Below are 16,615 nucleotides of genomic sequence, written 5' to 3'. Positions count from 1 at the left end.
CCTCGCGGGTGCCGGATGCTATAACGCTGCCTATGGCCGACCACACCATTACTCACGTTTCCGATACCGCCCGGTGGACCGCATTGCACCGGGCCACCGAGTCGGCACGCCCCGACGCCTTGTTCCACGACCCGCTCGCCGGACGTCTCGCCGGTGAACAGGGCCGCGCGATCGTCGCAGGCGTTCGATGGAGCGATCGCAGCGGTTGGTGGCTGGTCGCGCGCACCAAACTGATCGACGATGCCATCGCCGACGCCCTCGCCAACGGCTGCGACCGCGTGCTGAATCTGGCCGCCGGCTTGGACACCCGGCCGTATCGGTTGGACCTCCCGTCCGAGCTCACCTGGATCGAAGCCGATCTGCCCAAGCTGCTCGCCGAAAAGACGGAGCTGCTGGCCGACCAGACCGCGCGATGCCGGCTGATCCGCACCGCCGTCGACCTTGCCGATCCGAGCGCCCGAGACGCCTTCTTCAACGAGGCGCTGGACGGGGCGAACAAGGCCTTTGTGCTGACGGAGGGTCTGTCGATGTACCTCGAATACCGAGACATCGAAGCGCTTTCGGATGCGTTGAAGCGACCCGAGGTCGCCTGGTGGATGCTCGATTTCGCCTTTCCTGGCCTGCAGAAGCGAATCAACAACAATATGGCCGGGATTGCCGAAAGCGCACCGTTCAAGTTCGCACCCGAGAACGGGCTGGCCTTCTTCGAAGACCTCGGCTGGCGGACCGTCGCAGCCGAATTGGTGCTAGCGGCCGCCCACCGCTTCCACCGCTTACCGATATGGATGCGCCCACTTACCTGGCTGCCTCGATCGGATTTGCGCAACCCGGGTCGCAGACCCTCGAGCGCGGTAGCGTTGCTGACCCACTGAACATTGCTCAACTACCAACTTGCGCAACTAATTTGGGCGCGTCTCGCGCCTGTCGATCGTGAAACTGCTCGTTGCTTTAATGCAGCGAGTCCGGCGTCTTACGATCGGGCGACATGATCGGAATGCGGGCCATTTGGCGCTGCCAAAATGCGCCGTCGATCCTAAGATTGCGACATGCGCATCTCGGTCAAATTCGACCAGAGCTTCCACTACTCAGAACTTGAGCAATTGTGGCGCACCGCTGATCGCCTTGGTTTCGGAGCAATGTGGGATTACGACCATTTCTACGGGCCGCAAGAACACACCGCCCCGACCCTTGAGGGCTGGACCACCCTGGCCGCGATGGCCGCGGTTACCAAGCGGGCACGAATCGGCTGCCTGGTGTCCAGCGTGACGTACCGGAATCCCGCGGTTCTTGCCAAGATGGCGGTCACCGTCGACCACATTTCGGGCGGACGCCTCAACTTCGGCATCGGCGCCGGCTGGCACGAGGCCGAACATTGCGGGTACGGGATCGACTTTCCCGGCGCCGGGGCCCGCGTCGCAATGGTTGACGAGGCGCTGACCGTGCTTCGCAGGCTCTGGACCGAGGATTCGGTCACCTTCAAAGGGCGGTTCTTCGCCCTCGACAATGCGCTCTGCGAGCCCAAACCTCTTCAGCACCCACACCCCCCGATCGTGATGGGCGGGACCGAACCAAAGATGCTGCGCGTCGTCGCGCGCCATGCCGACATGTGGAACATGCCCGGACACGAGGGCCCCGAACGATGGGGCGCAGTCAACGCCCAGCTCGACCAGGCATGTGCCGACCTGGGGCGCGCGCCGGGCGAGATCCTGCGTTCGGCTCAGCTGTCACTGCATCCGGCGGAAGCCGGCCAAGTGGACGAGCAGCTGGCATTGTTGCCGCAGTTCGAGCAGGTCGGCTGCGAGGAGATGGTGCTGGCATTCCGCCAGCCGCCAACGGAAGCACTACTTCAACGTTGCCTCGCCCTGGATTCCGCCCGCCGACCGGTCGCGGCCGTCTAGGCCGAGCTCGTTCGCCATTCCCATCGCGGCCGACGTGGAGGATTGTTAGCCAGGTGGACGCGTCGCGAGTTGCTGTGCTGCCGGTCGCTGTCATGGTGATGTTCGGGTTCCCCGGGTCGGCAAGTGCCGATCCGCCGCCTACTCAGCAGATCACCACGGTGGCCGTCGGATCCAAGGGACAGGCCGTCAACGGCTTCCACGAAACCCCGCCCCAAGGCAACGTCGTCGTCGAGGGCTGCACCGCGTCGCCCTCGGCGGTGGCCGACGACGTCTACGCGTGCTCGCCGAGCGCGGCCGGCGCCGGCACCTGCTGGCCGTCGACGCCGGGTTCGCTGTTGTGCGTGGACGACCCGTGGGATCAGCGTTTGCATCGGGTCAGCTACAACGGCCAGCTCCCGTCGGCGCAGCCCCCGGCTCTACCGGAGCCGTACGCGCTGGTTCTCGACGACGGCACCCGCTGTTCGCTGCGCAACGGCGGCGCCTGGGGCGGCCGAGACGACGGCTACGTCGGGGGCTACTGGTGCGGGGACGGCGGCGCCCACCTCGTCGTCCTGTGCCTCCCGACCACGCAGACCTGCGTAGACGACCGCTCGGGACCGACGTGGACGGTCAAAGTCGGTCAATTGGGGGCGCCGGGCGCCCACTTTCCGCCGCCGCAGACCCGAGCGGTAACAAGCGCGTGGTTCGCCGGGGATCGGATACCGGGCTGACGCGCCGCGCTACCAGACGCGTATCCAGTCGACCAGCATGTCGGCGGGGTAGCTGCCCGCCCCGGGATCGCCACCGCCGGAACCGGCAACGGCCAGGTTGAACACCGGATACACCGTGTAGCCGGGGCCATTGAACGGCCAATCCGGCAGCGAGCTGGCCGGCACATCGAAATACGGCTGGGCGCCGTCGGAATAGTCTTTCCAGAACCTGATGCCGGCCTCATCCCACTGGCATCGCCAGGTGTGCCAGGCGCTGTCGACCGCGATGTTGCGGGTCTTCCACTCGCCGCCGTTCGCCTTGGCGTGGACGGTGGTCGCCGACGGCCAGCTGCCGTTGCCGTACCACTCCATCACGTCGATTTCGCCCTGATCGTCGTTGCCGAGCCAGTAGGCGGGCCAGGCGCCGGGGGTCAGGCAGTTCAGCTTGACCCGCGTCTCCCAGGTGTGGCCGACGCCGCCGCGCCACAGGCTCTGGACCTTGCCGCTGAAGTAGGTGGGCCCATCTTTCGCGGCGCGCAGGACGAGGTTGGAATTGCCGTCGACGAAGACGTTCTTCCGATCGTCGCGGTACTGCCCGATGTGCTCGGGCAGCTCCCAATACGTCGGATCCTTGATCGTCTCGCGCGCCTTCGCGATCGCCCACTTCGACGGGTCGGGCGCCGAACCGGCCGGACCGTCGAATTCGTCGGAGAAGATGTAGCTCCCGGATTGCCCGCTCGGCGCGCTGGGCGGAGGTATCCGCCCTGGGTAAGCCTTCGCCTCAGGGAGGGGGAGCGCGGCCGCCAGCACGCCGATCCCTGTCGTCAGCATCATGCGGCGACGGTCCATCTCAGGCATAAGCAAGCGACGATAGCAGCCCGGGTCGTACGGGGTCGAAACGAAAATTGTGTCGGTGGTTGTCGTTAGCATTTGGATCGCTGCCGGCCCGAAACTGGCGGCGAAACGACACTAGCTCGGGATTTGGGATGAATTCACGGTCAATTCTCATGATCACGCTTGGTTTGGTCTCAGGATTGCATGGGCATCCTGGACACGAACACATAACACGTCCGTAGCTTTGCGGCTGAGTCGGTTGCTCTGACAGGAGTTGACAATCATGGCGAATGCACCAGGGTCGACGGTTATTTTCCTTCAGTCACATCCGGCTTGGGTTGCAGCCCAGCGACGTGAACGCGAGCGCGCCGAATCCATGCATCGTCACCCGTCATCTCGGGGCCGCCGGGGCGCTGCCGAGGTAGACCACGCGGTCGCCATTGGTAGCCCTCACTTCAAGGTGTATTCCAGCGGGGACACCCCCGCGTAAGCGTTTTCCCGGCCCGATACCCAATGATCGGGCCGCGCCGCGGCGCTATCACCAAGTCATAACGGCGTTTTAGCGATCATCAGACACTTTCAACTTTTGCCTCGTCGGCATACCCGGGTAGCCGTGCGCCCGCGGTTGAATAATGTTTGCTGAACGGTTCCGCCTGCACGCGCAAATCGACGCCGTTCCGCATGCGGCTTTATCCCGTTAGTCGAGAACCGTTTACATCCACAACCTTGACTACTACTCTCCGTAGTAGACGAGGTTGGGAGCAGCAGATGTCCAACAACTCGAATCCGCTGCCGGCGGACCGTTCCCTGACGATGGCGATGATCGCGTTCGTCGCGGCATTCGGACTGCACGGCGTCGATCACTTTCGACGGGGGATGACGGCGTCTCCGCCCGCTGTGATGGTCGGCGGGACTATCCAGGGCGTTTTTGTGGTTGTCGCATTGGTGCTGGTTCTGCGACAACACCGCTGGGCTCCAGGGTTGGCGGCCTTCGTCGGTTTTGGCAGTGCCGCACTGTTCACGTACGCGCACGTCCTGCCCACTTTTCTGCCCGACTATCAAGACAGCTTCAGCTCTGGACCGCGCGTCAACGTCACCTGGTTTTCGTGGCTCACGGCCGCCGGCGAGATCGGAGCCGGATTGGTACTCGGCTACGTCGGTGTGCGGTCGCGGCGGCGACGGGCAGCCAACCGGCTTGTGCGACAAGGTAATAGCGAATGCTGCACATCGAAGAATACGTCGGCATAATCCTCGGTGTGCCGCAAACACACCGGGCGAAGGCCCTAGCCAATCCGGATCAGCCGCATAGCGCGGTTATTCATGAGCTGCAGCGCTACATCGAAGCCCACAATCCCGGCGCGACCGACGTCAACGTGGTGAGCGCGACAGACACCGGTCAGGCCGACAAGGCACATAAGCCGGTCAGGCACTGGTACCACGTCACCTACGAAGTCTGAGGTCGTCCCGTTCACGAGGCGTGGATTTGGGGTTCCGGACGCGTCTGCGATCGCACTGCCAGGACGCAGTCGCGCCCCTGCATGATGTGTTCGGCCATCAGGGCGCCGGCGCGCTCGGGTTCGCTCGCCGCAATCGCGTCGCGCACCATCCGATGGAAGAGATTGGAGCGCTCGCTTTCGGCCCGCGTTTGGTGTCGGAACACCTGATATACCAACGGAATATCGACGGCGTGCACAAGCAGCATGGACAGCCGCCGATGCGCCGACCCCTCCACGATGCGCTGATGGAAAGCGTTGTTGGCAGCCGTGATTCGGCGCAGACCGGCCTCCAGTGAGCCACCGGACACGAGCTCGACTCCCGCGTCGAAGTCCGCGATCGCCACGTCGAGTGCAGCGATGCCCTCGGCGCCCATCCGGGTCGCGGCACGCTCGGCGGCCAGCGATTCCAATCGGGCGCGCAGCTCGTACTGGTCGCGGATATCGGCCTCGGACATCGTCGCGACGACCGCGCCCCGGTTGCGCTCGATGACGACCAGGCCGTCGGCGGCCAAGGCCCGCAAGGCTTCTCGCACCGGGGTGCGGGACAGGTCGAACATCTCGCCGATGCGCTGTTCGACCAGCCGCGAGCCAGGCTCGAAATCGCCCTCAGCGATCGCGCGCCGGATGAGCCGGTAGGCCAGGTCCGATCGGCCGTCCATCTCGGTCATCTCATTCACCCCCGGACGTCGCGGCACCGATGTCGAGCACGCCGCCGCCCTCGGGGTCGTCGACCTCCACGATCGGGTCGTCAACGTCGTCGAACTCCAGGCGCAGCGCCCGCGACATGATCGCGTGCATGACGTACATGGTGGTGGTGTAGGTGAATTCGAGGATCTCGGTATCGGTGAATACTTCCCGCAATTGGGTGAGCAACTGCTCGGGCACCCGTCCTTGTTGGCCCGCAAGGCAATCCGCGTAGGCCAGCAGCAGGCGCTCGGTGTGATCGAAACAGTCGGCGGTTTCCCACGACGGTATCGCCGCGATCTTCTCCTCGGACAACCCCGCCGACCGGCATGCCTTGCAATGCTGGGAGTAGACGAACCGACTGCCGACCAACCAACCCGCCCTTGTCTGGCCGAGCTCACGGTGATCGGGCCGGATGCTTACCTCTTGGCGGTACAGGCGAAAGCCGCGCACGGCATGGCGCAAAGCGGCGGGGGACTGGGCCATCACCGTCCACCAGTTCCCCGGAGTCCCGCCGACGGTGCCCGGTTCGGCCACCGGATCACGGTCACCGAACATGAAGTCGTACATCTTCAGCGTGAATTCGTCGTTGACCTCAGCCCGGGGAACGGGATTCAGACGCGGCATTGCGTGTCCTCTCGGCTCGGTGCAGATTGCATTCAATCCCAGCCTCAGCCGCTACGTCAATGCAGTTCGCGGGTCAGTTATGCCGTGGATTGCGTACAGTCTGGTGCAATCTTGGCTGTGGATTCGAAGGTATTTGGCCCCGTTCCTTCGCCAACCCGCCCGGGCGTCGTAGCCTTTGCGTGGACTGGCAATGAGCAGACGACGGATCGGTTGACCCCATGAGTGATCGCGGCGCGGCAGCGTGCGAGTTTCTGCGCGACACCGGACGAATTGCCATGGCGCACCGCGGATTTACGTCGTTCAAGTTTCCGATGAACACCATGGGCGCGTTTCACGAGGCGGCCAAGCTCGGATTCCGCTACATCGAGACCGACGTTCGGGCGACCCGCGACGGCGTGGCCGTGATCCTGCACGACCGCCGGCTCCCGGCGCGGTCGGGGCGACCGGATGCGATCGACCGACTTGCTTGGCGGGAGGTCCGCATGGCGGATCTCGGTGCGGGGGAGACCATCCCGACGCTGGAAGAGCTCCTGACCGCGCTGCCGGCCATGCGGGTCAACATCGATATCAAGGCCGAGTCGGCCATCGAACCGACGGTCGAGGTGATCGAACGGTTGAACGCGCACAATCGGGTGCTGGTCACGTCGTTCTCCGACCGGCGTCGCCGTCGCGCATTGGGCCTGCTGTCCAAACGGGTCGCGAGTTCGGCCGGCACGGTCGCGTTCCCGGCACTCGTCGCGGCCAAAACGCCGGCCAGCCGCGCGTACGCCTGGCGGTTGCTGCACGACAGCGACTGCTTACAACTGCCGCCGCGGCTGGGTCGCCTGCCGGTGATCACGCCGGCCCTGGTCCGGGCCGCGCACGCCTCGGGACGTCAGGTGCACGCGTGGACGGTCGACGACCCGGCGGTGATGCGGACGCTTCTCGACATCGGGGTGGACGGCATCATCACCGATCGCGCCGACCTGCTGCGTGACGTTCTCGTCGCGCGCGACGAGTGGGCTTCGCTCTAGCTACAGCTTGCCCGCCACGTAGTCGGCGGCCTGGTTGGCCATGCCCGCGTCGATGTAGGCGCTGGCGAGGTGCTGTGGCCAGTTCTCTTTCCAGGTGTTCGGGTCGGCCGGGTTGCAGATCGGATCGGCGCCGTGGCACAGCTCGATGGTCCGGTCGTTGTAGACCGGGCTGAAGTTCGTGATAGGACCGGCCCAGGCGCTCCCGTTGCCGAACAGGGCAACGGCGGCGATGTGCTGATCCATGCCCGCCGGCAGCGGGCTGTCGAAGCCGAACGCGCTGATGGGCGCGGCGAGCACGACGTCAGTAACCGCCGCTCCGAGCGAGTAGCCGCCCAGCACGATTCGGGTGTCCGGGCAGTTGTTGGCCGTGTCCTGGATGTGGTGGCTCATGTCGTTGGCGCCGATATCGACCTCGGTATCGGCGGGGTATTTCACTGCGTAGTTGCTGATGCTCTTGTTGACCTTGGATGCGAGCGCGTTTTCGAACGCGTAGCCGAGGGCGCCCGGCCCCGGCGATTCATACCGACCGCGGGCGAAGATCACCTGAACCTGGGGACAGCTGGCCGCCGCAGACGGCACCGCCCTCGGCGCCCCATCCGGCAGCGCCGCGGGAGCCAATATCAGTGCGCCTGCGATCAGGACCGCCCCCAGGCACACACCCACCGATTTACACATGAGTACAAAGCGCACAGCACGATCGTAAGACGAACTCGCCGCGGCCGCTGCGCAGGGTGAACTCCAATCCCTACAGACCCTGACCACGCTGTCGGCGAGCGCGCGCCGAACGATAGGTTCAGCTGATGAGCCACACCGACGCGACTGCACCCGAGCGCCTGTTCGCGCTGGCCGAACAGGTGACCGGTTTCATGCCGGACGACGAGGGGCGCGCGCTCTATGAAGCAGCGCTGCGGTATCTGGGCGACGGTGTCGGTGTCGAGATCGGGACCTACTGCGGCAAATCCACCTTGCTGCTTGGGGCCGCGGCGCAACAGAGCGCCGGCGTGCTCTACACGATCGACCATCACCACGGCTCCGAGGAGCATCAGTCCGGCTGGGAATACCACGATGCGTCGTTGGTCGACGAGGTCACCGGACTGTTCGACACGCTGCCGACATTTCGTCGCACGCTCGACGCCGCCGGGCTGGACGACCACGTGGTGGCAATCGTGGGCAAGTCACCGGTGGTGGCTCGGGGGTGGCGGACGCCGCTGCACTTCTTGTTCATCGACGGCGGCCACTCCGAGGCCGCGGCCACCGAGGACTTCGACGGATGGGCCAAGTGGGTGAGTCTCGGCGGCGCACTCGTCATCCATGACGTCTTTCCCGATCCGGCCGACGGCGGCCGGCCGCCGTATTACATCTATTGCCGCGCAATCGATTCCGGTCAGTTTCGGGAGATCTCCGCACTCGGCTCGCTGCGGGTGCTCGAGCGCACCAGCGGTCAGGTGGGTGAACCGATCGTCGTCACCGGCCAGGGCCGGTAACGACGCACTCGCAGTCGAAGTCGGTCTGCAGACCCAACGGCAGGTCGTGGCCGCGGAAGATCCCGGCACCCCCCGTGCTGTCCGACAGCGCGTCCGCGGCGAGGATCACCGCGGCGCCCGTCCACGTCGTGCGCTCCTCGGGCCAGCGCTTCCCGTCGGCGAATACCAACCCCGTCCAATACGAACCGTCTCGCTCACGCAGGTGCTGCATCGCCGCGAATTGCCGCTGCCCGACGGACCGTTGACCGATGGCTTCGAGCGCCATGACCAGCTCGCAGGTTTCGGCACCGGTCACCCAGGGCCGGTCGTCGACGCAGCGGATGCCCAGGCCGTCGACGACAAAGTCGTCCCAGCGCGCCTTGATGCGCGTGGCCGCGGCCGGACCCCGCAGCGCACTGCCGAGGATGGGGTAGTACCAATCCATCGAGTAGCGGTCTTTTTCGGTGAACGCCTCCGGATGCGCGACCAGCGCATGGCCCAGCCGGCCCAGTGCCAGCTCCCATTCCGGCTGCGGGTCGCCCACCAGAGCGGCCAGCGCCAATGCACACCGGATGCTGTGATAGACACTGGCGCAACCGGTTAGCAGGGCTTCGCGCACCGGCCCCGTTTCACTTCGCGCCCAACAGATCTCGCCGTACCCGACCTGTAGGTCGATGACGAAGTCGATGGCCTTGTGCACCACCGGCCACATCGACGCGGCGAAGGACTTGTCGCCGGTGACCATCACGTAATGCCAGACGCCCGTGGCGATGTAGGCGCAGAAATTGCTGTCGCTGTTGGCGTCTTCGATTGTCCCGGCACGAAATTGGAGGGGCCAGGATCCGTCGGCGCGCTGAGTGCGACGACTCCACTCATAGGCTGCCCGGGCCGGCTCCAGCAATCCGGCCGCAGTGAGCGCCATGGCCGATTCCACGTGATCCCACGGGTCGGTGTGACCGCCCCGAAACCAGGGGATGGCACCCGATGATTCCTGCTCGGCGGTGATGGACAGAGCTGTCTTGCGACACTGCTCCGGACTGAAGACACCCGGAACTGCCGGCGCGCTATATCGACGCAACTGAATACCCCAAGGTCGCTTCGGTCCCAACCTTTTGCGGCTTGGTGAAGTACATCGCCACACTCTTACCCACCAGGGGATTGAGCACCGACTCCGCGATCCGGGTGAGCCTCGGCCGCTGCATCAGGTCCCACACCAGGAGTTTGTGGTAGGCGGTCACCGCGGGGTGGTCTGTATTTTCAACTCCGACAGCACATTTCAGCCACCAGAATGGTGCATGCAGCGCATGCGCATGATGGGAGTGCGTCAATTCCAGTCCGTTGTCGGCGATCTTGTCCCGCAATTCGCTGGCCCGGTAGATGCGGATGTGACCACCCGGGTTGGCGTGATATTCGTCGGACAGCAGCCAGCACACTTGTTCGGGAAGCCATCGAGGCACGGAGACCGCCAGTGTGCCACCGACTTTGAGAACCCTGATCAATTCCGCGATCGCGGCGTCGTCTTGCGTGACGTGCTCCAGAATTTCGGACGCGATGACGCAGTCGAATGTCTCGTCGGGATACGGCAAGCTCAACGCATCGCCGACAACTATGTCCGCCGATGCCGCAGCGGGCGCCTCGCCGCTTTCGGCCATCGCCCGCAGAATGGTGTCCACCGACTGCAATTCGGCCTCGTCGCGATCGAACGCGATGACGTCGGCACCGCGGCGGTACGCCTCGAACGCGTGCCGGCCCGCGCCACAACCCACGTCGATCACCTTGCTGGACGGCCCGATGCCAAGCCGGTCGAAGTCGACCGTCAGCATTGCCGTTCGCCTTGCACGACGGCCTTTCGTGCGATCGCCCGCTCATAAATCCGGACGGTCTGTGCCGCTACGGCTTCCCAGCTGAACACGCTGACCGCGCGCGCCCGGCCCGCCTTACCAAGGCTGCGGCGCTTGTCCGGCGAGTCGAGGAGCTGACCGAGTGCGCGGGTCAGCGCGTCGACGTCGGCGGGCGGTACCAGTTCGGCGCACGCGCCGTCGGTCCCGAGAACTTCGGGCAGTGCACCCACCCGACTCGCGACGATCGGGGTACCACTCGACATCGCCTCCACGGCGGGCAGCGAAAACCCTTCGTAGAGCGACGGTATGCAGGCGACCTCGGCCGAAGCGAACAACGCGGCCAGCTCCGCATCCGTTAGCCCGCTGGTGATGTGGACGATGTCCGAGATCCCCAGTTCGGCGATGAGTTTATGGGTGGGGCCGTTGGGTTCCACCTTTGCGACGAGCCGCAATTCGAGATCGCGGTTCACCCGGAGTCGGGCGACGGCTTTGAGCAGGGTGGCAACGCCCTTCAGCGGGGTGTCGGCACTCGCGATGGCCATCACCCGGCCCGGTTCACGCGGGCCCGAACCTGGTTTGAACAGCTCGGTGTTCACCCCCAACGGCACGACATGGAGTTGATCGGGCGAGACACCGAAATCCGAGACGATATCGGCGGCCGATGAGGATGAGACCGTCAACAAATCCGGAATCCGGCGGGCCACTTGTTCCTGCATCTTGGAAAACCCGTACCAGCGATGTACCGAGGGTTTGCGCCACCACTTCGCGGCGGCGAGATCAAGCACCCGGTCCCGGGTGATGGGGTGATGCACGGTGGCCACCACCGGCCATCCCGCGTCGGCCAATGTCAGCAGCCCGGTGCCCAGACTCTGGTTGTCGTGGATGACGTCGAAATCGCCCGCCCGTTCGGCCAGCAAGCGCGCAACGCGGAGCGTGAAGGTTCGTGGCTCGGGAAAGCCCGCCGTCCAGACCCCCAACAGTTCCAGCACGTCGATCGAGTCGCGGATCTCGCTCAGGCGCGGAATCCGCCAGGGGTCGGGCTCGCGGTACATATCGAGGCTTGGAACCTCGGTCAAGCGCACCCGAGGATCGAGCAATTCCGGATACGGCTGCCCGGACAACACTTCGACATCGTGACCGAGTTCCACCAGACCGTGGCTGAGATGTCGTATGTAGACGCCCTGCCCGCCGCAATGGGTCTTACTACGGTAGGACAGCAAGGCAATTCGCATACTCAACTCTTCTTTGCTGGTTAACGAACGCGGGAGGGCGCCGAATCCATTGCGGTCAACGGGCTCCCGAACTCCCTGACAGCAAACTGGACATGTGTCCAGACTATAGTTCGATCAGCTAATCGACGCAACGCGGCATCGGTGCCCTTCAATACTAGGTTTCGACCATATTTCATCCGACAGCGAGGTCCGCTCGATAACTGTTCCGGGTCGCGGGCAGGCGATCGGGAGTCGGAACATGTTGTGAGCCAATGGGCTGAGCAGTGATCCATGCCGGGCAGCATTTGTTTGCTGGATTGCGCCGAATGCGGAACCGTTTCAGCGAACGAACAGGTTGGACAAGGCGTCAGAGACCATGTCCTGGGGGTCTTGGTCGATTCCGACATTGCGTAGTTCGCCCTCGATGGCCAGGGACGCGATGCCGTGCACGAGCGACCAGAGCGGTCCGGCCAACTCGCTCGGTTGTTGGCCGCCCAGTAGCCCGGCGGCCTGACATCCGGCAATCGCGTCGAGCAGGTGTCCGAAGGCTCGACCTGCAGCGACGGCCAGACTCGGATGCTGGGTTTTGTCGGTGTCGGCACCGAACATGACCCGGTACTGGTCCGGATGGCCCACCGCCCAGCGCACATAGGCGCGACCGATCCCGATCAGCCTGTCGGCCGGCCCCGATGCGGCGTCCGCGGCGACGGTCAATGCGGCGTGCAGGTCGAGAAACCCCTGCTCGGCGACGGTAGCCAGCAGGTGAGCCTTGTCGGCGAAGTGGCGATACGGCGCCGCGGCACTGACACCCGCCCGGCGTGCCGCCTCGGTCAAGGTGAAACCCTTCGGTCCCCGCTCCGCCACCAGCGACAGTGCGGCGCTGGTCAGCGCCCGTTTGAGATCGCCGTGGTGATAGCTGTCCCGGCGGGTCTTCGGTGCCGCGGGAGACTTCTTTCCGGACATGTTGACGACATTAACATGCTGATCTATGTTAATGACATTCACATCTTCGAAAGGAGCGGAAATGTCATCTCAACAAGGAACCGGCTGGGCGGTGATCACGGGCGCCAGCTCCGGTTTTGGCGAAATCTTCGCCGACCTGCTGGCCAAGCGGGGCTTGTCATTGGTACTCGCCGGACGTGACGAGACCCGGCTCAACGCGGTCGCACAGCGGGTCCGTCAGACGGCCGGCGTTGACGTTGAACTGGTTGTCGGTGATCTCGGCACCGAAGCCGGCGTCGATACCCTCGCGGCTCGTCTCGATGGACGGACGGTCGAGGTGCTGGTCAACAACGCCGGGTTCGGCACCTACGGACGGTTCTCCGAACTCGACGCCGGCCGCGAGCACGAGCTGGTGGCGGTCAATGTAGACGCGCTGGTCCGTCTCACCCATGCGGTGCTGCCCGGAATGCTCGCCCGCGGTCGCGGCGGCATCCTCAACGTCGCCTCCACCATCGCGTTTCAGCCCGGGACCTATCAGGCCACCTACGGCGCCTCGAAGGCGTTCGTGCTCTCCCTCAGCCAGGCCTTGTGGGCCGAAACGCGCGGCTCGGGCGTCACGGTGACCGCGCTGTGCCCGGGACCCACCCGGACGGGGTTCGTTAACGCGCTGGGCTCGGATGTCTCGCATACCGCGATCTACCGGCGGCTGGCCGCACCCGAACCGGTGGTGGCCGCCGGGCTGCGCGCACTCGACCGAGGCCGCGCCGTCGCGGTCCCCGGCTGGCGCAATCGGATCATGACCACCGGCGGGCGCTGCTCACCGGGTTGGCTCGCCGCCTTGATCAGCGCCCGGATGCTGCGGCCGGCGGCCACGACGACGCTTGCGAGCCGGTGAGATGTCCGACAAGACCTTCACGTTCGTGATCAACCGAACGACGCACGCATCGGCCGCCACCCTGTTTCGCCTGGAGACCGACGGCGCCCATTGGTCGCAATGGGCGAAACCACTTATCGTCCAATCAAGTTGGGAGCGCCACGGTGATCCGGCACCCGCCGGAATCGGCGCGGTACGCAAAGTGGGCATCTGGCCGATGCTGATGCGGGAGAAGACGATCGCGTACGAACAAGACCGCCGGCACGTTTACCTACAGATCGGGCCGCCGCTGCCGGCGCGCGATTACCAGGCCGAGCTGCTGTTAACACCCAATGCGGCGGGAGGCACCGACATCCGCTGGACCGGGTCCTTCACCGAAAGTGTGCGCGGAACGTCCTACATCATGCGCATTTTTCTGCACGGCGTGGTCAGCTTCCTTGCTAATCGCCTCGTGAAAGCCGCTGAGAGGTTATAACTCTCATCACAGCACCAACCTTCCCGCTGTCGACTCCGAATTGCTATCAGTCATGCGGGAATTCGCGAAACCGGTGAACCATCCGGCTCGACCCCGCGTGGCTAGGTATCAAGCGCTTAACCAGGCGACTCGGAGGAGCCATCGTGAATGTTGAGTTGAAGCCGCGGTACGACGTGATCGTTTGCGGGGCGGGGTCGTCCGGTTCGGTCATCGCTGGACGGCTGGCGGAGAACCCCGACGTGAACGTCCTGCTGCTGGAGGCCGGCGGCAGCGACGAAGTCCCGACCGTGACCGAGGCGGGCCAGTGGCCACTGAACCTGGGCAGTGAACGCGACTGGGGTTTCGTGTCCGAACCCGACCCACGGCTGCACGGGCGTTCAATCCCATTTTCGATGGGCAAGGTGCTCGGCGGCGGGTCGAGCATCAACGTGATGATCTGGGCGCGCGGACACCGCAGCGACTGGGATCTCTTCGCTACCGAATCCGGTGAACCGGCCTGGGGTTACGAGCCGGTCCTGGACTTGTACCGGCAGATCGAGGACTGGCAGGGCACGGGTGAGCCGAATCATCGCGGCAAGGGGGGGCCGGTCTTCGTGCAGCCGACGCCCGACGTGCATCCGGTCGCCACTGCGACGGTGAAAGCCGCTAGGACACTGGGGATTCCGACCTATCAGAGTCCCAACGGCCGGCTGATGGAAGATATGCGTGGCGCCGCCATCACCGACGTGAGATACCGCGGCGGCAAGCGCCTCTCGCTTTTCCGCACTTACACGGCGCCTCGTCTGGACAAGCCGAACCTGACCGTGGTGCCGCATGCCCTGGTGACGCGGGTGACATTCCAGGGCAATAGGGCCACCGGCGTCGAGGTAATCCACGACGGCGCGGTTCATCACGTCGCGGCGGCCACCGAGGTGGTGTTGTCCCTCGGGGCGATTCATACCCCCAAGCTGCTGATGCAGTCCGGTGTCGGCGACACCGACGAACTGCACCGCGCCGGAGTCAGGGTCCGCCAGCACCTGCCCGGGGTCGGACGCAATTTCCAAGACCACTACGGATTCAGCTGCATATGGGAGTTTCCCGAGGACGTGCAAAGCAGCACCCAGGCGGGGGCGGCATTGTTCTGGGACTCCGGACTCGGCGACGTTGATGGACCGGATCTCTTCGCTTGCCTGGGCGCATTGCCGATGGCCACACCCGAGAACATCGCGAAATACGTCGTGCCACAAAACGGCTGGAGCCTATTCGGCTCACTCACGCATCCGAAAAGCCGCGGCCGGTTGCGGTTGTCGGGACCGGGTCCCACCGATCCGATTCGGATCGAAGCAAACGCGCTGTCGGATCCGCACGATGTCAAGACTGCAATCTCCTGCGTCGAAACCCTGCGCGAGATCGGCACTTCCGCGGAACTTCGCCCGTTTGTCACGCGCGAGGTGATGCCGGGCGATCTGACCGGCGACGAGCTGGAAACCTACCTGCGCAACGCGGTGACCACCTATTGGCACGAATCGGGGACGGCGAAGATGGGCCGCGACCCGATGTCGGTGGTCGACGGGCGCCTGAAGGTCTACGGCATCGAGAAGCTTCGCGTCGCCGATGCGTCGATCATGCCGCGCATCACCAGCGGCAACACCATGGCGCCCTGCGTGGTGATCGGCGAGCGCGCCGCGCAGTTCCTCAAGGCCGAGCACCGGATCTGACGAGCGGGTCAGTCCGCGCCGCTGTAGGCTCCGAATGCACAGTACCAATCATCAACGCGTGGATAGGAATTCGATCTCATGTTGGAAGTAATAGACAAGGGTGAACCCAGCCAGGAACACCCGCACCCATTGCTCTTTGTGCACGGCGGCTTCCAGGGCGCATGGTGCTGGGATGTGCACTTTCTTGACTACTTCGCCGAGCGCGGGTTTCGTGTCGTTGCGCCCAGCTATCGCGGCCACGGTCGTAGCCCGGTGGACAAACCGATGCGTTTGTGTTCGATTTCGGACTTCGTCGCCGATGTTTCTTCCATCGCGAACAAGATTGCACCACAACCGATCCCGATCGGACATTCGATGGGCGGATTCATTGTGCAGAAGTATCTCGAAAACAACGAGGCACCGGCCGGGGTGCTGCTCGCATCCGCACCGCCGCGCGGACATCTGCGGTCCATGCTGCGGACGATGCGCCAACGGCCTTGGGGCTGCACAAAATTCGCCGTCACCGGCCGGCCCAGCGACTTCTACGGGGGGACGATGGCAGGGGCGCGCGAGCTGTTCTTCAGCGAAGAGACACCCGAATCCCTAATTAGCGACGGCACCGAGCGACTTCAGCCGGACAGTACGAGGGCGATCCTCGGCGACATGGTCGCGCTCAATCTCGTCAACACCGCACGCGTCACCACGCCGGTTCTGGTGCTGGGCGGAGAGCGAGACATGATTTATCGCCCCTCCGACGTGCACGCGACGGCCCGGGCCCACGGAACCCAACCAATCCTGATCCCGAACATGGGACACGAGATGATGCTGGAACCGGGATGGGCCACGGCCGCCGGCCGCATCCTGTCGTGGCTACAGGAGCGAGGACTGTAAG

At 64.8% G+C, this 16,615-nt stretch carries 19 protein-coding genes; 11 read left to right on the top strand and 8 right to left on the bottom strand.

Annotated features, from left to right (window positions below; genetic code table 11):
- Window positions 1–32 precede the first annotated feature (32 nt).
- The 3 genes from LMQ14_RS12665 to LMQ14_RS12655 all read left to right on the top strand — a co-directional run bounded on the left by LMQ14_RS12665 (window position 33) and on the right by LMQ14_RS12655 (window position 2,608).
- On the top strand, window positions 33–872 hold the full coding sequence (locus tag LMQ14_RS12665) for a class I SAM-dependent methyltransferase (protein WP_267735049.1): 840 nt from the start codon (window positions 33–35) through the stop codon (window positions 870–872).
- A gap of 174 nt (window positions 873–1,046) precedes the next feature.
- Window positions 1,047–1,898: a TIGR03560 family F420-dependent LLM class oxidoreductase gene (locus LMQ14_RS12660; protein WP_267735048.1), complete on the top strand. Its 852-nt coding sequence runs from the start codon at window positions 1,047–1,049 to the stop codon at window positions 1,896–1,898.
- 53 nt (window positions 1,899–1,951) lie between these two features.
- Complete coding sequence (locus LMQ14_RS12655) at window positions 1,952–2,608, top strand: hypothetical protein (RefSeq protein ID WP_267735047.1); 657 nt, start codon at window positions 1,952–1,954, stop codon at window positions 2,606–2,608.
- Between the two features lie 9 nt (window positions 2,609–2,617).
- Here the strand turns inward: LMQ14_RS12655 and LMQ14_RS12650 are convergent, their stop codons facing one another.
- Window positions 2,618–3,445: a glycoside hydrolase family 16 protein gene (locus LMQ14_RS12650; RefSeq protein WP_267735046.1), complete on the bottom strand. Its 828-nt coding sequence runs from the start codon at window positions 3,443–3,445 to the stop codon at window positions 2,618–2,620.
- Between the two features lie 744 nt (window positions 3,446–4,189).
- Between LMQ14_RS12650 and LMQ14_RS12645 the strand changes: the two genes are divergently transcribed.
- Both LMQ14_RS12645 and LMQ14_RS12640 read left to right on the top strand, forming a co-directional pair.
- A complete protein-coding gene (locus tag LMQ14_RS12645; protein WP_267735045.1) occupies window positions 4,190–4,669 on the top strand; it encodes a hypothetical protein in 480 nt (159 codons plus the stop codon).
- Window positions 4,639–4,878, top strand: a complete 240-nt coding sequence (locus tag LMQ14_RS12640) for a hypothetical protein (protein WP_267735044.1) — start codon at window positions 4,639–4,641, stop codon at window positions 4,876–4,878. Before LMQ14_RS12645 ends, LMQ14_RS12640 begins: the two co-directional genes overlap by 31 nt.
- A gap of 11 nt (window positions 4,879–4,889) precedes the next feature.
- On the opposite strand, the gene LMQ14_RS12635 is transcribed toward LMQ14_RS12640, so the two are convergent.
- Window positions 4,890–5,585, bottom strand: a complete 696-nt coding sequence (locus LMQ14_RS12635; RefSeq protein ID WP_267735043.1) for a GntR family transcriptional regulator — start codon at window positions 5,583–5,585, stop codon at window positions 4,890–4,892.
- Window position 5,586: 1 nt separating this feature from the next.
- Entirely contained in the window at window positions 5,587–6,228 is a 642-nt protein-coding gene (locus LMQ14_RS12630) for a carboxymuconolactone decarboxylase family protein (protein ID WP_267735042.1), read from the bottom strand.
- Window positions 6,229–6,446: 218 nt separating this feature from the next.
- Here LMQ14_RS12630 and LMQ14_RS12625 point away from each other — a divergent pair, with 218 nt between their 5' ends.
- Window positions 6,447–7,241, top strand: coding sequence for a glycerophosphodiester phosphodiesterase (locus LMQ14_RS12625; RefSeq protein ID WP_267735041.1), 795 nt, complete (start codon window positions 6,447–6,449; stop codon window positions 7,239–7,241).
- Here LMQ14_RS12625 and LMQ14_RS12620 read toward each other — a convergent pair whose 3' ends face one another.
- The gene (locus tag LMQ14_RS12620; RefSeq protein ID WP_267735484.1) at window positions 7,242–7,916 is read right to left on the bottom strand and encodes a cutinase family protein; all 675 of its coding nucleotides are present in this window, start codon (window positions 7,914–7,916) and stop codon (window positions 7,242–7,244) included.
- 125 nt (window positions 7,917–8,041) lie between these two features.
- Between LMQ14_RS12620 and LMQ14_RS12615 the strand changes: the two genes are divergently transcribed.
- Complete coding sequence (locus LMQ14_RS12615; RefSeq protein WP_267735040.1) at window positions 8,042–8,725, top strand: class I SAM-dependent methyltransferase; 684 nt, start codon at window positions 8,042–8,044, stop codon at window positions 8,723–8,725.
- On the opposite strand, the gene LMQ14_RS12610 is transcribed toward LMQ14_RS12615, so the two are convergent.
- The 4 genes from LMQ14_RS12610 to LMQ14_RS12595 form a co-directional block, all read right to left on the bottom strand.
- Window positions 8,706–9,782 carry a prenyltransferase gene (locus tag LMQ14_RS12610; protein ID WP_267735039.1) on the bottom strand — a complete coding sequence of 359 codons (1,077 nt, stop codon included), beginning with the start codon at window positions 9,780–9,782 and terminating at the stop codon, window positions 8,706–8,708. The two genes, LMQ14_RS12615 and LMQ14_RS12610, sit on opposite strands and share 20 nt — an antisense overlap.
- The gene (locus tag LMQ14_RS12605) at window positions 9,769–10,527 is read right to left on the bottom strand and encodes a class I SAM-dependent methyltransferase (RefSeq protein ID WP_267735038.1); all 759 of its coding nucleotides are present in this window, start codon (window positions 10,525–10,527) and stop codon (window positions 9,769–9,771) included. The genes LMQ14_RS12610 and LMQ14_RS12605 overlap by 14 nt, the downstream gene beginning before the upstream one ends.
- Window positions 10,521–11,777 carry a glycosyltransferase family 4 protein gene (locus LMQ14_RS12600; protein ID WP_267735037.1) on the bottom strand — a complete coding sequence of 419 codons (1,257 nt, stop codon included), beginning with the start codon at window positions 11,775–11,777 and terminating at the stop codon, window positions 10,521–10,523. The genes LMQ14_RS12605 and LMQ14_RS12600 overlap by 7 nt, the downstream gene beginning before the upstream one ends.
- Window positions 11,778–12,095: 318 nt before the next feature.
- Window positions 12,096–12,719 carry a TetR/AcrR family transcriptional regulator gene (locus tag LMQ14_RS12595; protein WP_267735036.1) on the bottom strand — a complete coding sequence of 208 codons (624 nt, stop codon included), beginning with the start codon at window positions 12,717–12,719 and terminating at the stop codon, window positions 12,096–12,098.
- A 61-nt stretch (window positions 12,720–12,780) separates the two neighbouring features.
- On the opposite strand from LMQ14_RS12595, the gene LMQ14_RS12590 reads away from it, so the two are divergent.
- The 4 genes from LMQ14_RS12590 (at window position 12,781) to LMQ14_RS12575 (ending at window position 16,614) form a co-directional block, all read left to right on the top strand.
- Window positions 12,781–13,593 carry an SDR family NAD(P)-dependent oxidoreductase gene (locus tag LMQ14_RS12590; protein WP_267735035.1) on the top strand — a complete coding sequence of 271 codons (813 nt, stop codon included), beginning with the start codon at window positions 12,781–12,783 and terminating at the stop codon, window positions 13,591–13,593.
- A gap of 1 nt (window position 13,594) precedes the next feature.
- Window positions 13,595–14,047, top strand: coding sequence for an SRPBCC family protein (locus tag LMQ14_RS12585; protein ID WP_267735034.1), 453 nt, complete (start codon window positions 13,595–13,597; stop codon window positions 14,045–14,047).
- A 140-nt stretch (window positions 14,048–14,187) separates the two neighbouring features.
- Window positions 14,188–15,744, top strand: a complete 1,557-nt coding sequence (locus tag LMQ14_RS12580) for a GMC family oxidoreductase (protein ID WP_267735483.1) — start codon at window positions 14,188–14,190, stop codon at window positions 15,742–15,744.
- Window positions 15,745–15,822: 78 nt separating this feature from the next.
- Window positions 15,823–16,614, top strand: coding sequence for an alpha/beta hydrolase (locus tag LMQ14_RS12575; protein ID WP_267735033.1), 792 nt, complete (start codon window positions 15,823–15,825; stop codon window positions 16,612–16,614).
- The last annotated feature ends 1 nt before the right edge of the window (window position 16,615 follow it).

The sequence above is a fragment of the Mycobacterium sp. Aquia_213 genome (genome assembly GCF_026625985.1).
Lineage (GTDB): Bacteria > Actinomycetota > Actinomycetes > Mycobacteriales > Mycobacteriaceae > Mycobacterium.
This window is presented reverse-complemented; position numbering and strand designations above follow the sequence as displayed.